Consider the following 18372-nt stretch of genomic DNA (forward strand, 5'->3'; position numbering starts at 1 on the left):
TCAGTCTATTTTTATTTCAATGCTTGAATTTTCACTGTACCCTTCAAGGGTGCTTACTACGCCGGTGCAGGCATTTCTCAGTATTTCCTCAACGAAGGGGACCATTCCAATTTCTTTTCCGTTGATGAAGAGCTTCACAGAGCTTGTCTTCTGGATGCAGTCGTTCCTTGTTGCTTCTCCTGCCAGGATCTTGTCTGTCAATCCTCTGCAACCGTAGCCGCACTGGTTGCAGCATTTTTCATTCACATCGGGCAGAAGGTCGAAGACCTTTTCAACAACGAGATCCGCCAGTCGTGCAGGCTCTTCCAGTACATTGATTACAGGTACTCCCCTGTATTCATCACCAAGAATTTCGGCAACCCTTCCGGATACTGCAAAAATTCCCTGTTCCCATCTTTTTTCCAGATCTTCGACACTGCTTGCTGCAATTATTTTTGGAAGGTTGTAGTCCGTTACACCTTCACACACCACGTATTCATTGCTGTAGTGCTTCAATATGTCGGGAAGGCTCAGCTTGACCGGGTACATGACATCCGTTTCGTCATGTCCCCTGGCAGTGACGGGAGATGCCCCTGCATTCCTGTGTCTGTCCGTGTTTGATCCGGGAGTGTCTATGTTGAACTCCTCGAAGTGTATTTCCTTGATGCTTCCAACACTGTATCTTCTTTTTGCCAATTCCGCTATCATTGTTTCCGCTATTGTAGTTTTGCCAGACTGTGTATATCCGTATATGGAAAAAACCTTCATTTAAAATCCTCCTTCTGCTAAAATATATGGAATCACCATGTCCTCGTACCTGAATTCGCCGTGGCATCCTCCGTCATCCGTGGAGTGCATTCCATGGTCTGCTGTAATTATGACCTTTCCGCTCCAGTTTTCAACAAGTTTCTTCACATATCCGTCCACTTCTGAAATTTTATCCATTGTTTCCTCAGAAATGTCTCCATTGTCATGGCCTGAATCGTCAACTCCGTGGAAATGAACAAAGGCATAGTCTGAACCGTATATGTTTTCCAAAGCAGATTCAAAGACTTCGTCATCTGTAAAGCCGTTTCCGTTTACATCGGTGTTGAGGATAGGGTTCCCGTGGGTGGTGATGATATTTGCATTCCCTTCGATTATCGCTGATGTCTTTCCTAGAGCAGATACATAATCGAAAATGGTATCCACCTTTACCTCCCTGTAGTCCCTGTTGAGTATTCCGTTGACTGCTGGAGGCTGTCCTGTTATCATGGCTGCATAACCGCTGTTTGTGACGGGTTTGAATATTGTGAGAGCAGTCTCCATATGTCCCAGACCTGCAATGTAGGGAATATATCCATTCTCCTTGGCATATTCGTACTGGCTGGAACTGAAGCCGTCAATGAAAATATGGAGTACATCTTCATCCTTGTCAAGATAATGCTTGGTATCGTAGTATGAATCCATTACGGAGCCTGCGGGAGGATTGATTACCACTCCAACTATGTCGAAGATTGTTTTCCTGTTTTCAGGTTCTGTGTAGTTGATGATGTTACCCTGAAGCTGAAGATAGCCCTTATCTGCTGTGAAATAGTATTCGCCGCTTCTGGACATCACTATTGAGCTTCTGAATTCCTCGCCTGCAGCTTCTTCAACGGGCAGCAAGTATTTTTCCTTGTATGCCTTCATGGAAAACTCATCGTTCTTAACGGATTCGCCGTCGAAGAAATTGTAGAGCTGAAGATTCATGAGATGCATGTTTCCAGGTGTGAAGGAAGCAAGGTTTTCCTTCGCCGATATTATGTTCACGCTTTCAGACAGGTCGTAGTCGTTTTTTATGAGTACTATCTCTACAATGTCCTTAAGGTTTACCGTAGGAGGGAAATCTGGTGCATATATATTCCATCCCTTGTTGTCGTAAACATTGACCTTGCCGTAGCTGGTGTCGATTTTCACCTTCATCCCGTCACCGGCAACAATCAGCACTGAAAAATCTGATTCCTTGTATCCGTAGAGATTGAAGATTTCATTAAGTTTTATGCTTCTGTATTCATTGTCATCCTTTTCCAGAGTCTGCCAGTCAAGTTCCGATTCTTCACTGTACTGGAGAATATACTCGTAATCTACATCCCCTGTTACAATAAGACTTGAGTCGGATGCTTCCATTTCGGTGGAGCATGCAGTAAAAAGGAAAAGGATAATAAGAACAGCAGAAACGAGTTTTCCCTTACTGGTCATATTATCCTCCGTACTTTCCGCTTTACAGCTTCTTAAGCGGTTATTTCAGCTATTTGTCCATTTCAACAACTTCTATTGACAGGATGTCCTTTATTTTTGCTTTCTTGTCCATTCCTTCAAATGAAATTCCATATCCGCCGTTGGTTCTTGCATATATTCCACCTTTGAGGAATGTCTCCCGGTCTATGGTCTTGGAGTATCCGTCGGCAGCTGTCAGTGTATAGCTCATTCCTTTTGCCAGTCCAGTAAGCTCTTCTATCTTTGCAAGAGGCACGCACTGGTCTTCGAGTATTGTTACAAGGTCATTTCCATATTTTACAAATGACTGGCTTTCGCTTACAAAAACTGTACCTGTATTCTCTACCTTGAGAAGGTTCTTCACATGCATTCCCTTTGGAAGGTCGGGTGAAAGGAACATAGGCGCATTCTCTCCCGTATGCTTTATGTATCCTGTGAGGAATATGTCCATGGTTTCAGTCTTTGAGAAGTCGTCAACTGCTTCCATGAATATGTCTGACACAGGCATGTCGCTTTCAAGTCCTGTTCTTCCAAATTCCGATAGAAGGTCCATTGTCTTCACTGCCTGGTCCGCAGATTCGTAGTAGGCGTATTCTTCAGACTCAAGAGTGGATATTGCAGCTTCCATGAAGATAATCGATGAATTCCCATGAGCCATTGCGTCATTTTCTCCTGAATCACTGTCCGCTTTACCTGATTCTTCACCCTTCATCAGCTCCATTCCTGCAACATTTCCAACCCAGTACATTGACCTTTCGTCAGGCACTGCAACCCTTAGCGGTTGGAACTTGTCGTCAAGGGGCTCTCCGTCAACTTCCCAGAAAAGCATTACATCTTTTGCAACCAGTATTTCATTTGGTATTACTATTGAATATCCGTCACCTGCATAGAATCTTATTCCTTCGAATTCATCCTGCCTTAGATTGTACTGCTTAAGTATCTTGTTTATCTTCACACCCTTGATTTCAACCTCAACAACCTCACCGCTTGATGAAATATTTGTTGTTGCAAGAGTCTGGGCTTCCATTGCCTTGATTTCTTCGGCACTAATCATTTCCGTTCCACCTTCAATGCCCTGTATTTCAATTGAGCTTTCAACTGCTTCGGTTCCTTCTGCTTCTTCGTTGGCGTCCTCTGCTGGAGGATTTGTGTCCCCTGTGTTCTGTGTACATGCAGTAAATGCAAGTATCAATACAAACACGATGCTTAATAGTTTCAGTTTTTTTGACATGATTCTCTCCTTAGTTTTTATAGTTCTCCATTGCCAGATTTACAGCTTTCACAGCTGACAGACTTGTTATAGTCGCCCCGGTTATAGCAACTATATCGTAATCGTTTTCCTTGTGCATCTTTACAATTTCCGTCGGATGGTTCAGAGACAGGTTTTCAAATCTTTCCAGGAACCAACCTTCCCTTATGTAGCCGCCGTAATCATCTGTCTCATGCTCCTCGATGAGCCGTACCTTTTTAATCCTCTCGCTGCCGCAGTCTATTTCAACCATATAGTGGACAAAATCCTTGTATCCCATGGATTTTATGAAATAGCACTCGAGCAGACTGCTTCCGTTGCGAACCTCGTAGACATACCCCACAAAGCAGTCATTTGAATTCAAGCTCTCGTCATAAGCTGATTTTTTGATTTTTGCTTCGGGGTATATGGATGCAAGATATTCATTCCTCTGTACAGGATTAAATGATAGTAAGACCAGAGATGCTGCGATCAGTAATGCCAATGCTATTGTTTGTTTTTTTTCATAAAAAAATCTATTCCACCCGGAATAGACAAAATCATCTCCTTTCCAACCGGGAGGCCAGCCCGTTTCCAGACAAACCCTTCGTCTGAGTTCCGTAGTAAACCTTAGGAATAATCAGATCGGAGTAAATACAAGATAATTTTATCAAAAAATAATTCTAAATTCAATATAAATTTGGTGTGTAAAAGGTTATTAAGTTTGTAAATATATAATGAATATGTGTTATAATAAAAGGTAACTAGAGGAAGCTGATATTAGGAGGGCAGGATATGAAAGTGAATGAACTTAAATATGATCAATTGAGAAATGAATGTTGTGACGAATGCAAGAAATTTAAATCCACGGCGGATTTGGAACCACTTGAGGGAATCATCGGACAGGAAAGAGCAGTTGAAGCTATAGATTTTGGCCTTGACATAAAAAGAAAGGGCTACAATATTTATATTTCAGGCATAAGTGGAACCGGCAGAAACTCCTATATAAACCTTATTACGGAAAAGAAGGCCCGTAAAGAAAATACTGCAGGTGACTGGGTATACGTTTACAATTTCAAGAAGCCTGAAAATCCAATAGCGCTCAGGCTTGACAGCGGACAGGGGAAAATCTTCAAGAAGGCCATAGAAAATACAATCATATTTATAAAGAAGGAAATAGAAAATACTTTTACATCCAAGGAATATGAAAGATCCAAGAACATGCTTTTCAAGCAGCTCAATGAGACATCCGAAGAGCTGCTTGCAGAGCTCAATACCCTTGCCAGGAAGTACGGATTCATATATTCAAACACAGACAGGGGACTTGTAAGCGTACCCTTGAAGGATGACGGCACTCCAATGACTGAAGAGGATTTCAAGGACATATCAAAGGAACGCTATGCCGAGATACAGAAGAAATCGGGAGAACTTAACCTTGCAAGCATCGACATGTTCAAGAAAATCAAGGACATAGACGAAAGCTTCCGTGACAAGCTCAAGAAGCTTGACGGCGAGTTTGCCACAAAGGTTGTAAACCTCCATACGGACAGATTGAAATACAGGTTTGACGGCAACAAGAAGGTGGAGGGTTATCTAATAGACTTGAAGAACGATATCATAGACAAAGTGGACATGTTCAAGACTGACAACAAGCAGCAGCAGTCAAATCCATTCCTTGCAATGCAGCACAAGGGGAATGAAACCTTCTTTGAAAGGTATCAGGTGAACCTGTTCATAGACAATTCGGACAAGGAGCATGCACCAATAGTTTTTGAAACAAATCCTACATACTCAAACCTTTTGGGTAATATAGAATTTATTAATGAAATGGGTGTCTTGAAAACATCCTTCCAAAAAATTGTTCCGGGATCCATTCATGCTGCAAACGGAGGGTATCTTATTATTCAGGTCAAGGATCTTATGGAAAATGTTTTTGCATACAAGGGTCTCATGAGGGCCTTGCTCAACGACGAAGCAAATATTGAAACGATCCAGACAACCATGGGATATCCTGTTACTACGGGACTCAAGCCTGAGCCGATCAAGCTTGACATCAAGGTCATACTGGTAGGGGATCCAAGGTCATACGGCATATTGTATACATATGACGAGCATTTTGCAAAGCTGTTCAAGATAAGGGCGGATTTTGACGTTGAAATGGTAAGGACTTCGGCAAATGTGGAAAAAATGGCCAAATTCATAGCTTCCCATTGTGAAAAGGAAGGTCTCAGACACTTTGAAAGGGATGCGGTCTGCAAAGTCGTAGAATACAGTTCAAAGATTGCAGACAATCAGGAGAAGCTTTCATCAAGATTCAACAAGGTCGTAGAAATAATATACGAGGCTGATTCATGGGCCAGTCTTGAGAACAGCGAATTGGTATACAAGGAACATGTGGAAAAGGCAATACAGCAGAAAATATACAGGAACAACATGTACGAGGAAAAGGTACTGGAACTATTCGATGAAGGTACATATATCCTTGATGTGGAAGGGAAGAAGGTTGGAGAAATAAACGGGCTTGCAGTTGTGGGAGCAGGGGAATATTCCTTTGGTAAGCCGTCGAAGATTACAGTATCTACCTACAGGGGCAAATCCGGACTCATAAACATAGAAAGGGAAGCAAGGACAAGCGGAAAGATCCATGACAAGGGAGTCATGATAATAAACGGATTCATGGGATATAAGTATGCCCAGACTAGGCCTCTGGCGCTTTCTGCCAGCATAGTATTTGAGCAGTTGTATTCGGGAATTGACGGAGACAGTGCATCCAGTACCGAGCTTTATGCAATAATGTCAAGCCTTTCCAACAAGCCTATCAAGCAGGGAATAGCGGTTACGGGATCGGTCAACCAGAGAGGACAGATCCAGCCCATAGGTGGAGTGAACCAGAAGATTGAAGGGTACTTCAATGTTTGCAAGATGAAAGGTATCACAGGGGAACAGGGTGTAATCATACCTTATCAGAATGTGAAAAACCTAATGCTGAACGATGCAGTTGTGGAAGCGGTCAGGGATGGAAAGTTTCATATATATCCTGTTAAATCCGTTGATGAAGGGATAGAAATACTCACCGGAGTACCTGCGGGATGTTTGGATGAAGACGGGTGCTACGAGGAAAATACAATCCACTACCTTGTCGACCAAAAACTTCAGCAGTATCTTAAGCCTTTGAATGATGAGAAGAAAGATGAGGAAGAAGACCAACCCATTGAAAAGTCCAAGGAAGACGAAGAAGTTGAAGAGGATGTAAAACCGAAGAAAAGGGGAAGACCCAGAAAAACAAAGGAAGAGAAAGAAGATGGTTCCAAATGAAAAAGGAATTCACCTGCAAGGGATGTAAAAACAAGTGCAAGGTGAAGTTTGAAGCTAAAGACGGCGTCCTTGTCTCAATCAAGGGAAACAAGTGCAAAAAGGGCGAGAAAAACGCCCTGAAGATAATCGGGAAAAAGAAGAAGAAAAATAAAGGCCGCAAGGCCAAGAAGAAGGATAAAACTGGAAAGAAGTAGAAACCTGTAAATTTGAAAAAATAGAACTTTTCAATTAGCATAAAAACAAAAATATGGATATCAGCTCCCGGTTCCCTATTGGGAAGGTCGAGACTTCGCTGATATCCATATTTTTTAGTGGTTATATAGACAAGTTTGACTATATTATCCTCCAGCCTTCTTCTTCAGCCATTTTTCTCAACTGGTCGTCGGGAGCAACGGCAACGGGATTTCCCGTCAGCTTGAGGATGAATTCGTCGTAGTAGCTGTCTGCAAAGGCCCTGCTGTTTTTATAGTCCACTTCAACATTTTCGTATTCTTTCATGACTGCATTTTTCTTTTCAACGCCATTTATCAGTTTAAAGCCTTTTTTGAAATCAATTCGGTCATTTTTGAAAGGCAGCTTTGTTCCTATCACCTTTGAAAATCCAAGATTCTTTATTGCTGAATTGAGCAGGGGCTGGAAGCTTCCGGATACAAGTACAAGCTCGTATCCTTCTTTTTTTGCCTTTTCTATTTCGTCAAGGACATCCCTGTTGAAATAATTTTCTATTCCTTCACAGGCTTTTTCAAAGAATTCGTTGATTTCATCTTTAGACATGTCCTTGAAAAGTTTGAGAAAATCTGCGGCAGCCTTGTCTCGGAATTTTTTCTTTGAAAGTATTCCGATTTTGTTCAAAAAATAATCCTTCATTATGATACCCTTGACCATTGACGCCGATTGTCTTGGATATGAAAGGATCGTCCATTTGTCAAAAAGATATGGTATGGTGAGTTCCATAAAAAGGGTTCCATCAAAGTCGAATATTGCTAATTTTTTCATATGATAATCCTTCTTTCAGTTATTGTTTGGTGCAGTCAAATTTATTTTTTTAGTGCGTCAAGATGTTCTCTGATTGACTTAAGGTCTGCCCATGAGTCCTTCTTTGCAGAGGGATTCCGTAAAAGATATGCGGGATGGAGGGTTGGAATGAAGTCTATGTTTCCCTTTCGTGTCCAGTTTCCCCTTTCCCTTGTTATTGAAAGGTTGGGACGGATGAGGTTCCTTGCGGAAACGGCTCCGAGACATACGATTATTTTCGGCTGTATGAGCTTGACCTGATATCTGAGATAGTCAAGACATATTCTGCTTTCATCTTCCAGGGGGTTCCTGTTGTTTGGCGGTCGGCACTTCACTATGTTTGTGATGTAGATTTCATTCCTTGAAAGTTCTACAGCCAGAAGCATCTTGTCTAGAAGCTGTCCGGCCTTTCCTACGAAGGGCACACCCTGGATATCCTCGTTGTATCCCGGGCCTTCGCCAACAAGCATTATATCCGCATTTTCATTTCCTTGTCCGAACACTGCATTGTTCCTTGTCCTGCCTAGATTGCATTTTTGGCATTTCCTGCAGTATGTTTCGAGTTCCTTTAAATCCATATGAACACCTCGTTGCAACAGATTTCGTTTAATAAAATTTGTTTTGTACAATGATGATTATATCAGATTGTCGTTGGAATTGTAAATTCTTCTTGAATTTCATAAAAATGTATGTTAGGGTATAGAAAAATAATAATTTATGGGGAGCTGATTATGTCGGCTGAGATAGGAAACTCGATTTACTGACCCTTGAACCTGATCCGGGTAATGCCGGCGTAGGAATATTGATGACATATTTGCCTGCAGATATGTTTTTTTATTACCTTAAAACAATGAAAAATTTGACTTGTCCAAGTCAAAAATATTAAATCAGATTCTTGTCATATAGATATCAAGCCTCCCATGGATTTGAAATGGGAGGTTTTTTTGATGAAGAAAATGGTTTTGGCTGCTATGCTTGCTGCAATAGGAGTTTTGACATCGCATCTTGTATACATACCGGTAGGAGTGGCTAAGTGTTTTCCCATGCAGCACGCGGTGAATGTGATTGCAGCGGTATTTTTGGGACCTTGGTATGCAGTGGGAACTGCATTTGTCATTTCCCTTTTGAGGAACATGATGGGTGTGGGGTCGATTCTTGCCTTTCCAGGCAGCATGATAGGCGCTTTCATAGCGGGAGTGGCTTTCATGAAGGTGAGAAAAATAGAAGCTGCCGTCATTGGAGAAATGATAGGAACAGGAATTATAGGAGGCATGGCTGCAGTGCCAATTGCAAATGTGTTTTTAGGAACTTCAAAGGCAGCTTTTGCACTGGTGATTCCCTTCGTCGTAAGCTCAATGGGTGGAGCCGTCATATCCTACGTCCTGCTTAAGACAAGCGCAATGGACAGGCTTAAGGACAGGTACGAGGCGCGAAGCTAGGAATATAAAACCATGTATTGCCTGGGAAATATTATGCGGGCAGAATTATTGCATAGGCTTATATAAATGATGAACAACAGTAGTAAGTGTAGATTTATTTGATTTATTAAATATAAAAATTAATGAAAAGAGGAAAAGATATGAATTATACAACTCAGATGGATGCAGCAAGGAAAAACATAATCACGGAAGAGATGAAGATAGTTGCAATGAAGGAAAACATGGACGTGGAGAAACTCAGGGAGTTGATAGCATATGGAAAGGCTGTAATTCCCTGCAACAAGAACCACAAGAACATCAATCCAGAAGGAGTGGGAGAGGGACTGAGAACAAAAATCAACGTTAACCTTGGAATATCAAAGGATGCCTACGACCTTGAAAGGGAAATGGAAAAGGTGAAAACGGCTGTGGAAATGAAGGCTGAAGCCATTATGGACCTTTCGAACTATGGAAAGACAGAGGAGTTCAGGAAGGCTCTCGTTGAGTATTCTCCTGCAATGATAGGTACTGTGCCCATCTATGATGCCATAGGATTCTACGAGAAGGAGCTCAAGGACATAAAGGCACAGGAATTTCTTGACATTGTGAGAAAGCACGGGGAAGACGGAGTGGACTTTGTTACTATCCATGCCGGAATGAACAGGGCTACAGCGGAAGTCTTTGTTAACAATCCAAGACTCATGAACATCGTATCAAGGGGAGGATCCCTTTTATTTGCATGGATGAGGCTAAACAACCAGGAAAATCCATTCTTCGAATATTACGACGAACTTCTTGACATATGTGCAGAGTTTGACATTACACTGAGTCTTGGAGACGCCTGCAGGCCTGGAGCCATAGCAGACAGTACGGATGCAAGCCAGATACACGAGCTTATGGTACTTGGAGAGCTTACAAAGAAGGCTTGGGAAAAGAACGTACAGGTTATAATAGAAGGGCCGGGGCACATGGCAATAGATGAAATAGAGGCAAATGTTAAGCTTCAGAAAAAGCTTTGCCATGGCGCGCCATTCTATGTTCTTGGACCTCTGGTTACAGACATAGCGCCGGGATATGACCATATTACAGGAGCAATAGGTGGAGCAATTGCTGCAAATGCCGGAGCGGATTTCCTTTGCTACGTAACTCCTGCAGAGCACTTGAGGCTTCCAACCCTTGAAGACATGAAGGAAGGAATCGTTGCATCAAAGATTGCAGCCCATGCAGGAGACATAGGAAAGAAGCTTCCGGGAGCAAGGCGTGTGGACAACGAGATGAGCGATGCCAGACGAAAGCTTGACTGGACAAGGATGTTCGAACTGGCGATAGATCCCGAGAGGCCTGTTGAATACAGAAAGGACACAAATCCAGAGGATGAAACAACATGTACAATGTGTGGAAAAATGTGTGCCGTAAGGACTCTCAACAAGGTACTGGACGGAGAAAATGTAAACATACTTAGATGATTTTTGGGTAATGCTTCCACAATTAACGCATCGTAGATGCTTTCTTGAAGAATATATGGTATGATTTTTTTATACTAATGGTGCAGGAGCGGTAGATCATGAACAATTTGTTTATATCCGGAGATATAGGAGTAGGAAAATCATACCTTTTGAAGTCGGTGCTGGAAGAGGTGTCGGCTTCCATGGGAGGATTCATCACTGAGAAGCATTATGTGGAGAAAGGCCACAACATTGTAATGAAATCACTTAACGACCTGTCATCTGTTGAGACTGTGGCCTATGCAAAGGAGACCAATGATATCTTCAAGGCAAGGGTCAATGTGGAAGGCTTCGATGTTTTCGGAAGTCGGCAGATAGAATATTCCATAAGGAACAGGACCATCACTGTCATGGACGAGCTTGGAGTGATGGAAAGGAATTCGGAAGCATTCAAGGACAGCATCTGGAGTGCTCTCGACAGCGAGTGCATAGTTGTCGGTATAATCAAGAACAGGAAAAACGACTTTCTTAGAAGGATAAAGGACAGGGAAGATACAAAGGTTCTCTTCCTGACAGGAGACAATGGCAACTGTATCCAGGAGGAGGCAAGGAAATGGCTCAGGGACAAGGGAATACCCTTCAAGAGAAGCTCCGCCCATGTCTGGAAGCAGAAGAAGATCGAAATGTATGAAAGAGCCCTGGAATATGAGGGACACGACTATCCTGGGACATTTTTGAAAAGGATTATTGAAAATACGGAGGACCTTGACGAAAAGACGTGGTTCGAAATAGGAAGCGGCTCGGGAGCCTTTTCATTGGAACTTGCTGGAAAAAGCAGGGGAATACAATGCGTCGACTCTTCCTACAACATGCTTCTGAAGCTGTCTTGTAAGTTCATTGACAGGGGTATGAAGAATTTCAAGGCTTCAATTATGCCCTTCGAGGATTTTGAAGACAGTAGCTGTGATTACGCTCTCAGCTCCTTCAGCGGAAGCGCCCTTAACAAAATTGAAAACATGGAAAGGTTCCTCAGCATTGCAAGGGAGAAAGCCTTCATAATCTGTCCTCCCCTGGAGGGACACCATAATTTCAGGGGAGACGTCCTTGAAAAGAGCCTTGGAAGAAAGGTGAAGTCCTTCGGAAAGGGATCCGGGGAAATCATGGAATATCTTGACGCCAGGAAGATCAGCTATGAATACGAGGAAGTGGAATACAATTTCCCCCAAGTGTTCAACACTATAGAGGAAGCCTTTGAGTTTTTCAGAAGGCAGCACAATATAAAGGAAAATGAAAAAGCTGCATTGAATGAATTCGTCAGGGACAGTCTGAGGGACGAAGGAAGGATCTATGTCTTTGACAACTTCAGGAAGGCAGGATTCTTTGTCATAGACTGCAGGTGATAGTAATAACCCCCGAAGGATTTTGGCTTTCGAAAAGCCGCAATCCCTTCGGGGGTTTTCGTTATCTGTAAACAAGTATTACTTCTTCATCTCCACCGTTACATGTGGATAAGGTATCGAGATGTTTTCCTCGTCAAGCTTCATTTTGAAGTTTTCCATAAGGTCGAAATATACATCCCAGTAGTTGTCCGTATAGGTCCATACCCTTACCTTGAAGTTTATGGAGCTGTCAGCCAATTCGCCCATTCTTACGAAGGTAGGCTTGTCTGCCAGTATCATTTCGTTTGCATCTATCACTTCCTGAAGAGCCTTCTTCACATGGTTGATGTCTGCATCGTAGCTTACGCCTACGGTAAGGTCCACTCTTCTTTCGGAATATCCGGTGTAGTTTGTAATTGATCCCCCTGTTATTGCACTGTTTGGTACCAGGATTTTCTTGTTGTCAAGTGATTTAAGGGTCGACATGAAGATTCCGATCTCCTCGACAACACCGCTGTGTCCACCAGCCTCCACAAAGTCTCCAACATTGAAGGGCCTGAATGCAACGATCATAACGCCGCTTGCAAAGTTCGACAGGTTGCCCTGAAGTGCAAATCCTATTGCCAGAGTAGCGGCACCAAGGATTGCTACCAGAGAAGTAGAATCAACACCGAACGTCTTGATGATTGCGATTGCAAGGATAAACATCAATGCGAATTTCAGTATTGAAAGTGCAAATCCTTCAAGCATCGGATCAACCGATCTTTTTTCAAGAACCTTCTTGACATGGCTTACAACAAGATTGATTATTACCCTTCCTACGAAGAATATTATTGCCGCCTTCACAATCATGAATATAATTGCCAAAACGCTTTCGCCTATGTACATATTACCACCTCTTTCATTATTTGGGGTTAAGTGCCAAAACCGGTTTTGATACTTATGCCCTAATTATATTATAATGAATACACACTCAAAAAGCAAAGCATTAACAAACTCCGGAATGTTAAGTAACTGTAATTGAGATTGCGTTTTTTCATGAAGGTGATATACTGTTAACAGAAATTGTGGAGGAATAACATGTCAAAATTATATTTCAGATACGGTGCCATGAATTGCGGCAAATCGACAAATCTAATGCAGGTGGCTTTCAACTACGAAGAAAGAGGCATGGAGACAATAATCATAAAGCCGGGAATAGATACCAAGGGAGACGACAAGGTTGTATCAAGGCTAGGAATTGAAAGAAAGGTCGATATAGTTGTCCGTGAGGACATGAACCTTGTGGATGAAGTTTTAGGATATATGTTAAACTGTGGAGAACTTCACTGTATCCTTGCAGACGAGGTACAGTTTTTGAAGAAGGAGCAGATAGACCAGCTTTTTGAGATAGCTGTCAAGATGAACATTCCTGTCATATGCTACGGTCTGAGGACTGATTTTCTTATGAATGGCTTCGAGGGAAGTGAAAGGCTTCTGCTCATAGCGCACAGCATAGAGGAACTGAAGACAATATGCGCCTGCGGCAGAAAGGCAATATTAAACGGCAGAAAGATAAACGGAGAGTTCGTGTTTGAAGGCAGCCAGGTTGCCATAGACCAGGAGAACAATGTTGAATATGAGTCCCTTTGCGGACAATGTTTCTTCAGGGAGAAAGAAAAGTATTTGAACAACAAATAAAGATAATATAAAGGTTATAGTAATAAAATAGTTAAATATCCATTTATATGATATAATGGGTGGAAATTTATTTGAAATGGATGGTATAAGAATTGTCTGAATGTAAAAAAACATCAATAGGAGGACAGGCTCTCATAGAAGGAATAATGATGAGAGGTCCCCATAAGATAGCTACGGCAGTGAGAAAGCCGGATGGTGAAATAACCGTCAAAACTCAGGATATAAATCCAATATTTAAAAGCAAATTCCTCAAGCTGCCTCTAGTCAGGGGAAGTGTGGCCCTTGTAGAGGCAATGATCATAGGAATAAAGGAGCTTATGTATTCTGCTGAATTCTATGAAGACGAACTGGAAGAGGATGCCTTCGACAGGTTCTTGAGAAAGATGTTCAAGGGGAATGCGGACCAGGCCATAATATATTTTTCTGTAGCCGTCGCACTTTTGATATCCGTGGGAGCATTTATAATACTTCCCAACCTTGTTGCGGGCCTGTTGAAGACGCTTGTTGAAAGTCCGCTGATACTTAACTTCCTCGAGGGAATATTGAGGGTTGGACTTTTTACAGTCTATGTCTACCTCATATCAAAAATGGATGACATAAAGAGAGTCTTTATGTACCACGGTGCCGAGCACAAGACAATATATGCATATGAAAACGGAGAAGAGCTTACAGTTGAAAATGCCAGAAAATATATTACCCTTCATCCAAGATGCGGTACAAGCTTTCTGGTGAATGTTTTGATAATATCCATAATAGTATTCTCCTTCTTCGGATGGCCTGGCGTTCTTATGAGAATAGTGACAAGGCTTGTCATGCTTCCTGTAATAGCAGGACTGTCATATGAAATTAACAGGTATATTGGGAAACATGAAAACAAGGGACTGGCAAAACTCCTCGCAAAGCCGGGGTTTTTGTTCCAGAAGCTTACAACGAAGGAGCCTACGGATGACATGCTGGAGGTGGCAATAGCTGCGATGAAGGAAGTAATACCTGAAAACAAGGAAGATGACAATTGGTAGAAAAAAGTATAAGACAATGTATAAAGGAAGCTGTGGAAGTTCTTGGACAAAGGGAGTATATGAACCCCCTTCTGGATGCGCAGCTTCTCCTTGCATATGCAATGGGCAGGGAAAAGCTGTACGTAATAATGAACATGAATGAAACTCTCGATGAAAAAACAGAAGAGCTCTTTTTCAGTCTTGTTGGAAAGAGAAAAAAGGGTTGTCCCCTTCAATATATAACAAATTCCCAGGAATTCATGGGGTTGGATTTCCATGTTGAGGAAGGTGTCTTGATTCCCAGGCCAGATACTGAGAATATTGTAGAGTATATAATTGACATGGCCAAAAAGGAATACAGCGCGAAAGACAATATTAGGATTCTGGACATAGGTTCAGGTTCGGGAGCAATAGGATGCAGTCTTGCGGAATATTTGGAAAATTCTTCCGTTGCAGCCATAGACATTTCAGACATTGCAGTGAAGGTAAGCGACATTAACAGGGAAAGACTTGGTCTTGAAAATTTCAATGTCATGAAAATGGATATATTCGATGATATATGGAAGGAGCTTGGAAGTTTTGATATAGTGGTGTCGAATCCTCCATACATACCTGAGGAGGATGTGAAAAGTCTCCAGGTGGAGGTGGCGGAATACGAGCCGAAGCTTGCCCTTATAGGAGGCAATTCAGGATATGACTACTATGAAAGGATAATCAGTATAACGGACAGGCTTGTCAAGCCAGGTGGAGTACTTGTAATGGAGCATGGTCATGACCAGAGTGAAAAAATTGTCAAGATGCTTGAGGAAAAAGCCGGTGTTGAAAGAGTGGATGTCATTGAGGATTTAAGCGGAATAAAGCGGGGGGCAGCAGGATATTTTAAAAATTGACCATTTGCTTATTATCTGTTATAATATCGTGTTAGAACTAATGAGGTGAAAGTATGTTAGATAAACTGGATTTTTTGGAAGAGAAATATAAGGAGCTTAGCGCACAGATAAGTGATCCTGAAATTATAGCTGATATGAAGAAGTGGCAGAAACTCGTAAAGGAGCATGCTCACATAGAGCCTATTGTTGAAAAATACAAGGCCTACAAGGAAGCGGGAGAACAGCTTGAAGAAGCAAAGGAAATGCTGAAGGACAAGCAGCTTGATGACGACTTCAGGGACATGGTGAAGGAAGAAGTAAAGGAATTGACTGAAACAATAGAAACTGCAGAGGAAGAACTTAAGTTCCTTCTGATTCCCAAGGACCCCAATGACGACAAGAATGTCATTGTGGAGATTAGAGCGGGAGTAGGCGGAGACGAGGCAGGACTTTTTGCAGGCAATCTGTTCAGGATGTATTCCATGTATGCGGAAAGCAAGAGATGGAAGATAGAAGTCATGAGTACCAGTGACCAGGGAATAGGCGGATACAAGGAGATCATATTCATGGTCAAGGGTAACGGAGCGTATTCAAGACTGAAGTATGAAAGCGGCGGCCATAGGGTTCAGAGGGTTCCCGATACTGAGTCAAGCGGACGTATACATACGTCTTCGGCTACTGTTGCAGTGTTGCCTGAGGTTGATGATGTGGATATAGATATAGATCCAAATGATGTAAGGGTTGACGTGTTCAGATCTTCCGGAAACGGAGGACAGAGTGTAAACACCACGGACTCTGCAGTAAGGCTTACACATGAGCCTTCAGGACTGGTTGTATCATGCCAGGACGAGAAGTCACAACTTAAAAACAAGGACAAGGCCTTCAAGATACTAAAGGCCAGACTATACGACAAATATCAGCAGGAGCAGCATGATGAACTTGCAGCCCAGAGAAAGAGCCAGGTGGGTTCGGGAGACAGGTCTCAAAGAGTCAGAACATACAACTATCCTCAGGGCAGGGTAAGCGACCACAGGATAAACTTGACCCTTTACAAGCTTGAAGCCTTTCTCAACGGTGACCTTGACGAAATGATCGATGCACTGACTACCTCCGACCAGGCCGAAAAGCTCCAGACTATAGAAGCGTAATAATATAAATGAATTTATAAAAATGCCGGAAATTTATCCGGTATTTTTTTGCATAATTTATTTTTTTTCTTGCAATAGAAAACGGCCGCAGGTATTGGAATGCCAATCGTTTTTTTGAAAGTTTTTCTTGAAATTTGTAATTCAAAGGAGTATTATAGGAAAATGGTGATTATTAATCAGGGCGATTATTTGTGTATATGGGGCATGAATAATATACTGCCGGATTAATAAATATTTATGAGAAAGGTGCCTTGCAGCATTCTCATATTCACAGGAGAGGAGAAGATATGGAACACGGAGGTTTGAATTTTGTTATTGATTTGGCATTGATGCTGATTTTTGCCAATCTTGGAGGAATTGCAGCGCAAAAGCTTAATCAGCCATCAGTTCTGGGACAGATATTAGCTGGCTTGTTAGCAGGACCGGCTGTTTTAAACATAGTAACACCCAATGAAATCATAAGTACATTTGCTGAGCTTGGAGTTATTCTGCTTATGTTTCTTGCAGGTATGGAAACGGATCTGTACGAATTGAAGAAATCTGCAGGAGCGTCTGCATCTATTGCTGTTGGTGGAGTTATTATGCCTATGGTAATGGGAATACTGGCAATTAAAATATTGTACCCGTCGGAAGGAATAATTTCCGGAGCATTTGTAGGTGTTATTCTGGCAGCTACAAGCATCAGTATAACGGTCCAGGTCTTGAGGGAAATAGAGAAGCTTAATGACAAGACGGGAATAGGAATACTGGGAGCTGCAGTAATCGATGATGTGTTGAGTATCATAGTACTGACGCTTGTCATAGGTGTGGCCAGTCCGGGAGAAGGTTCAGGCATACTTTTTGTGGTACTCAAAATTGTTGCGTTCTTTGTACTTACAATGGTTGCAGGAAGGATATTCACCACCTTCATGAACAAGAACTCTTCAAAAATGCTGAGGGACAGAAATGTTGGAGCCTTTGCCATTATCATCTGCTTCATACTTGCGTTCGTGGCGGAGGAATTCGGTGTCGCTGCAATCATAGGTGCGTATTTTACAGGAATTGTATTTTCTTTGACACCTTACAACCACAGGGTTGAGAAGGATGTATCAAGCATAGCCTTTACGCTCTTTACCCCGGTGTTCTTTTTAAACATAGGATTGATAATAAATCTTGACGGAGTTTGTGGAATACTGGTACCTCTTGTCGTATTGATGATAGTTGCGATGGTAAGCAAGATCATCGGTTGCGGACTTGGAGCAAAACTCATGAAGTTCTCTGCAAGGGAATCCATCCAGATAGGTGTCGGCATGATTCCTAGAGGAGAGGTTGGACTCATCGTGGCAAATGTGGCAAAGAGTGGTGGATTTATAAGCGACAATATGTTTACGGCGACAATACTTGTAGTTGTACTTACTACAATAATTACGCCACCGATGCTCAAGAAGGCATATGAATAATAATGAATATCTAAGGTTGTTTTTCGCGGTCTAAGGAAGTTGAAAGTACATAAATTGTAGAAATGCAGGATAAATGAAGTGCCCCCTGTCAAGTAGACAGTAGAAAAAACAAAAAATTTAGTACCGTCAACTAATTAGTTGGCGGTATTTTTATGCAGCATTATCCATGAGATATTGTCTATATTCCAATGGTGTCATACAGTTTAATCTCTTCTGATATCG

At 42.0% G+C, this 18372-nt stretch carries 17 protein-coding genes and 2 riboswitches; of the genes, 10 read left to right on the forward strand and 7 right to left on the reverse strand.

The annotated features are described in order from the left end of the window. Genes BUB05_RS09980 through BUB05_RS18555 form a run of 4 tightly spaced genes read right to left on the reverse strand, consistent with a single transcriptional unit; the run spans position 1 to position 3950 of the window. On the reverse strand, positions 1–747 hold the full coding sequence (locus BUB05_RS09980; protein WP_073049465.1) for a molybdopterin-guanine dinucleotide biosynthesis protein MobB: 747 nt from the start codon (positions 745–747) through the stop codon (positions 1–3). Next, positions 748–2199 carry an alkaline phosphatase family protein gene (locus tag BUB05_RS09985; RefSeq protein WP_073049466.1) on the reverse strand — a complete coding sequence of 484 codons (1452 nt, stop codon included), beginning with the start codon at positions 2197–2199 and terminating at the stop codon, positions 748–750. A 49-nt stretch (positions 2200–2248) separates the two neighbouring features. Further along, complete coding sequence (locus tag BUB05_RS09990; RefSeq protein WP_073049467.1) at positions 2249–3448, reverse strand: molybdopterin-dependent oxidoreductase; 1200 nt, start codon at positions 3446–3448, stop codon at positions 2249–2251. A 10-nt stretch (positions 3449–3458) separates the two neighbouring features. Next, positions 3459–3950, reverse strand: a complete 492-nt coding sequence (locus BUB05_RS18555) for an FMN-binding protein (RefSeq protein WP_139257985.1) — start codon at positions 3948–3950, stop codon at positions 3459–3461. 43 nt (positions 3951–3993) lie between these two features. Continuing rightward, a riboswitch (molybdenum cofactor riboswitch) is annotated at positions 3994–4108 on the reverse strand. A 132-nt stretch (positions 4109–4240) separates the two neighbouring features. On the opposite strand from BUB05_RS18555, the gene BUB05_RS10000 reads away from it, so the two are divergent. Both BUB05_RS10000 and BUB05_RS10005 read left to right on the forward strand, forming a co-directional pair. After that, positions 4241–6760 (forward strand): Lon protease family protein, encoded by a 2520-nt coding sequence (locus BUB05_RS10000; protein WP_073049468.1) that lies wholly within the window; start codon positions 4241–4243, stop codon positions 6758–6760. Further along, positions 6757–6954, forward strand: coding sequence for a hypothetical protein (locus BUB05_RS10005; protein ID WP_073049469.1), 198 nt, complete (start codon positions 6757–6759; stop codon positions 6952–6954). The genes BUB05_RS10000 and BUB05_RS10005 overlap by 4 nt, the downstream gene beginning before the upstream one ends. Before the next feature lie 139 nt (positions 6955–7093). Here the strand turns inward: BUB05_RS10005 and BUB05_RS10010 are convergent, their stop codons facing one another. Continuing rightward, the gene (locus BUB05_RS10010) at positions 7094–7756 is read right to left on the reverse strand and encodes an HAD family hydrolase (RefSeq protein WP_073049470.1); all 663 of its coding nucleotides are present in this window, start codon (positions 7754–7756) and stop codon (positions 7094–7096) included. A 41-nt stretch (positions 7757–7797) separates the two neighbouring features. Then, entirely contained in the window at positions 7798–8352 is a 555-nt protein-coding gene (locus BUB05_RS10015) for a uracil-DNA glycosylase (RefSeq protein WP_073049471.1), read from the reverse strand. 130 nt (positions 8353–8482) lie between these two features. Beyond that, a riboswitch (TPP riboswitch) is annotated at positions 8483–8591 on the forward strand. A 130-nt stretch (positions 8592–8721) separates the two neighbouring features. Between BUB05_RS10015 and thiW the strand changes: the two genes are divergently transcribed. From thiW to BUB05_RS10030, 3 genes are all read left to right on the forward strand, one after another. Further along, positions 8722–9213, forward strand: coding sequence for an energy coupling factor transporter S component ThiW (thiW, locus tag BUB05_RS10020; RefSeq protein ID WP_073049472.1), 492 nt, complete (start codon positions 8722–8724; stop codon positions 9211–9213). 140 nt (positions 9214–9353) lie between these two features. Next, complete coding sequence (gene thiC / locus BUB05_RS10025; protein ID WP_073049473.1) at positions 9354–10658, forward strand: phosphomethylpyrimidine synthase ThiC; 1305 nt, start codon at positions 9354–9356, stop codon at positions 10656–10658. A 98-nt stretch (positions 10659–10756) separates the two neighbouring features. Then, entirely contained in the window at positions 10757–12037 is a 1281-nt protein-coding gene (locus BUB05_RS10030) for a nucleoside-triphosphatase (RefSeq protein ID WP_073049474.1), read from the forward strand. Positions 12038–12115: 78 nt separating this feature from the next. On the opposite strand, the gene BUB05_RS10035 is transcribed toward BUB05_RS10030, so the two are convergent. After that, positions 12116–12904, reverse strand: a complete 789-nt coding sequence (locus tag BUB05_RS10035; RefSeq protein ID WP_073049475.1) for a mechanosensitive ion channel family protein — start codon at positions 12902–12904, stop codon at positions 12116–12118. 192 nt (positions 12905–13096) lie between these two features. On the opposite strand from BUB05_RS10035, the gene BUB05_RS10040 reads away from it, so the two are divergent. The 5 genes from BUB05_RS10040 to BUB05_RS10060 all read left to right on the forward strand — a co-directional run bounded on the left by BUB05_RS10040 (position 13097) and on the right by BUB05_RS10060 (position 18150). After that, the gene (locus tag BUB05_RS10040; RefSeq protein ID WP_073049476.1) at positions 13097–13696 is read left to right on the forward strand and encodes a thymidine kinase; all 600 of its coding nucleotides are present in this window, start codon (positions 13097–13099) and stop codon (positions 13694–13696) included. Positions 13697–13842: 146 nt separating this feature from the next. Continuing rightward, complete coding sequence (locus BUB05_RS10045; RefSeq protein WP_073049485.1) at positions 13843–14715, forward strand: DUF1385 domain-containing protein; 873 nt, start codon at positions 13843–13845, stop codon at positions 14713–14715. Beyond that, positions 14709–15584, forward strand: a complete 876-nt coding sequence (prmC, locus tag BUB05_RS10050; RefSeq protein WP_094762835.1) for a peptide chain release factor N(5)-glutamine methyltransferase — start codon at positions 14709–14711, stop codon at positions 15582–15584. Before BUB05_RS10045 ends, prmC begins: the two co-directional genes overlap by 7 nt. A gap of 53 nt (positions 15585–15637) precedes the next feature. Next, positions 15638–16711, forward strand: a complete 1074-nt coding sequence (gene prfA / locus BUB05_RS10055) for a peptide chain release factor 1 (RefSeq protein ID WP_073049477.1) — start codon at positions 15638–15640, stop codon at positions 16709–16711. A 287-nt stretch (positions 16712–16998) separates the two neighbouring features. After that, a complete protein-coding gene (locus BUB05_RS10060) occupies positions 16999–18150 on the forward strand; it encodes a cation:proton antiporter (RefSeq protein ID WP_073049478.1) in 1152 nt (383 codons plus the stop codon). Positions 18151–18372: the final 222 nt, after the last annotated feature.

The organism is Dethiosulfatibacter aminovorans DSM 17477 (assembly GCF_900142005.1).
GTDB lineage: Bacteria > Bacillota > Clostridia > Tissierellales > Dethiosulfatibacteraceae > Dethiosulfatibacter > Dethiosulfatibacter aminovorans.

Excerpts from the sequence above, each read along its gene's own strand:
- thiW (WP_073049472.1), top strand. The coding sequence starts at position 8,722 with ATGAAGAAAATGGTTTTGGCTGCTATGCTTGCTGCAATAGGAGTTTTG.
- BUB05_RS09980 (WP_073049465.1), bottom strand. The coding sequence starts at position 747 with ATGAAGGTTTTTTCCATATACGGATATACACAGTCTGGCAAAACTACA.
- BUB05_RS10045 (WP_073049485.1), top strand. The coding sequence starts at position 13,843 with ATGATGAGAGGTCCCCATAAGATAGCTACGGCAGTGAGAAAGCCGGAT.
- BUB05_RS10000 (WP_073049468.1), top strand. The coding sequence starts at position 4,241 with ATGAAAGTGAATGAACTTAAATATGATCAATTGAGAAATGAATGTTGT.
- BUB05_RS10060 (WP_073049478.1), top strand. The coding sequence starts at position 16,999 with ATGGAACACGGAGGTTTGAATTTTGTTATTGATTTGGCATTGATGCTG.
- prfA (WP_073049477.1), top strand. The coding sequence starts at position 15,638 with ATGTTAGATAAACTGGATTTTTTGGAAGAGAAATATAAGGAGCTTAGC.
- BUB05_RS10010 (WP_073049470.1), bottom strand. The coding sequence starts at position 7,756 with ATGAAAAAATTAGCAATATTCGACTTTGATGGAACCCTTTTTATGGAA.
- thiC (WP_073049473.1), top strand. The coding sequence starts at position 9,354 with ATGAATTATACAACTCAGATGGATGCAGCAAGGAAAAACATAATCACG.
- BUB05_RS10035 (WP_073049475.1), bottom strand. The coding sequence starts at position 12,904 with ATGTACATAGGCGAAAGCGTTTTGGCAATTATATTCATGATTGTGAAG.
- BUB05_RS10005 (WP_073049469.1), top strand. The coding sequence starts at position 6,757 with ATGAAAAAGGAATTCACCTGCAAGGGATGTAAAAACAAGTGCAAGGTG.
- BUB05_RS10030 (WP_073049474.1), top strand. The coding sequence starts at position 10,757 with ATGAACAATTTGTTTATATCCGGAGATATAGGAGTAGGAAAATCATAC.
- BUB05_RS09990 (WP_073049467.1), bottom strand. The coding sequence starts at position 3,448 with ATGTCAAAAAAACTGAAACTATTAAGCATCGTGTTTGTATTGATACTT.
- BUB05_RS09985 (WP_073049466.1), bottom strand. The coding sequence starts at position 2,199 with ATGACCAGTAAGGGAAAACTCGTTTCTGCTGTTCTTATTATCCTTTTC.
- BUB05_RS10015 (WP_073049471.1), bottom strand. The coding sequence starts at position 8,352 with ATGGATTTAAAGGAACTCGAAACATACTGCAGGAAATGCCAAAAATGC.
- BUB05_RS10040 (WP_073049476.1), top strand. The coding sequence starts at position 13,097 with ATGTCAAAATTATATTTCAGATACGGTGCCATGAATTGCGGCAAATCG.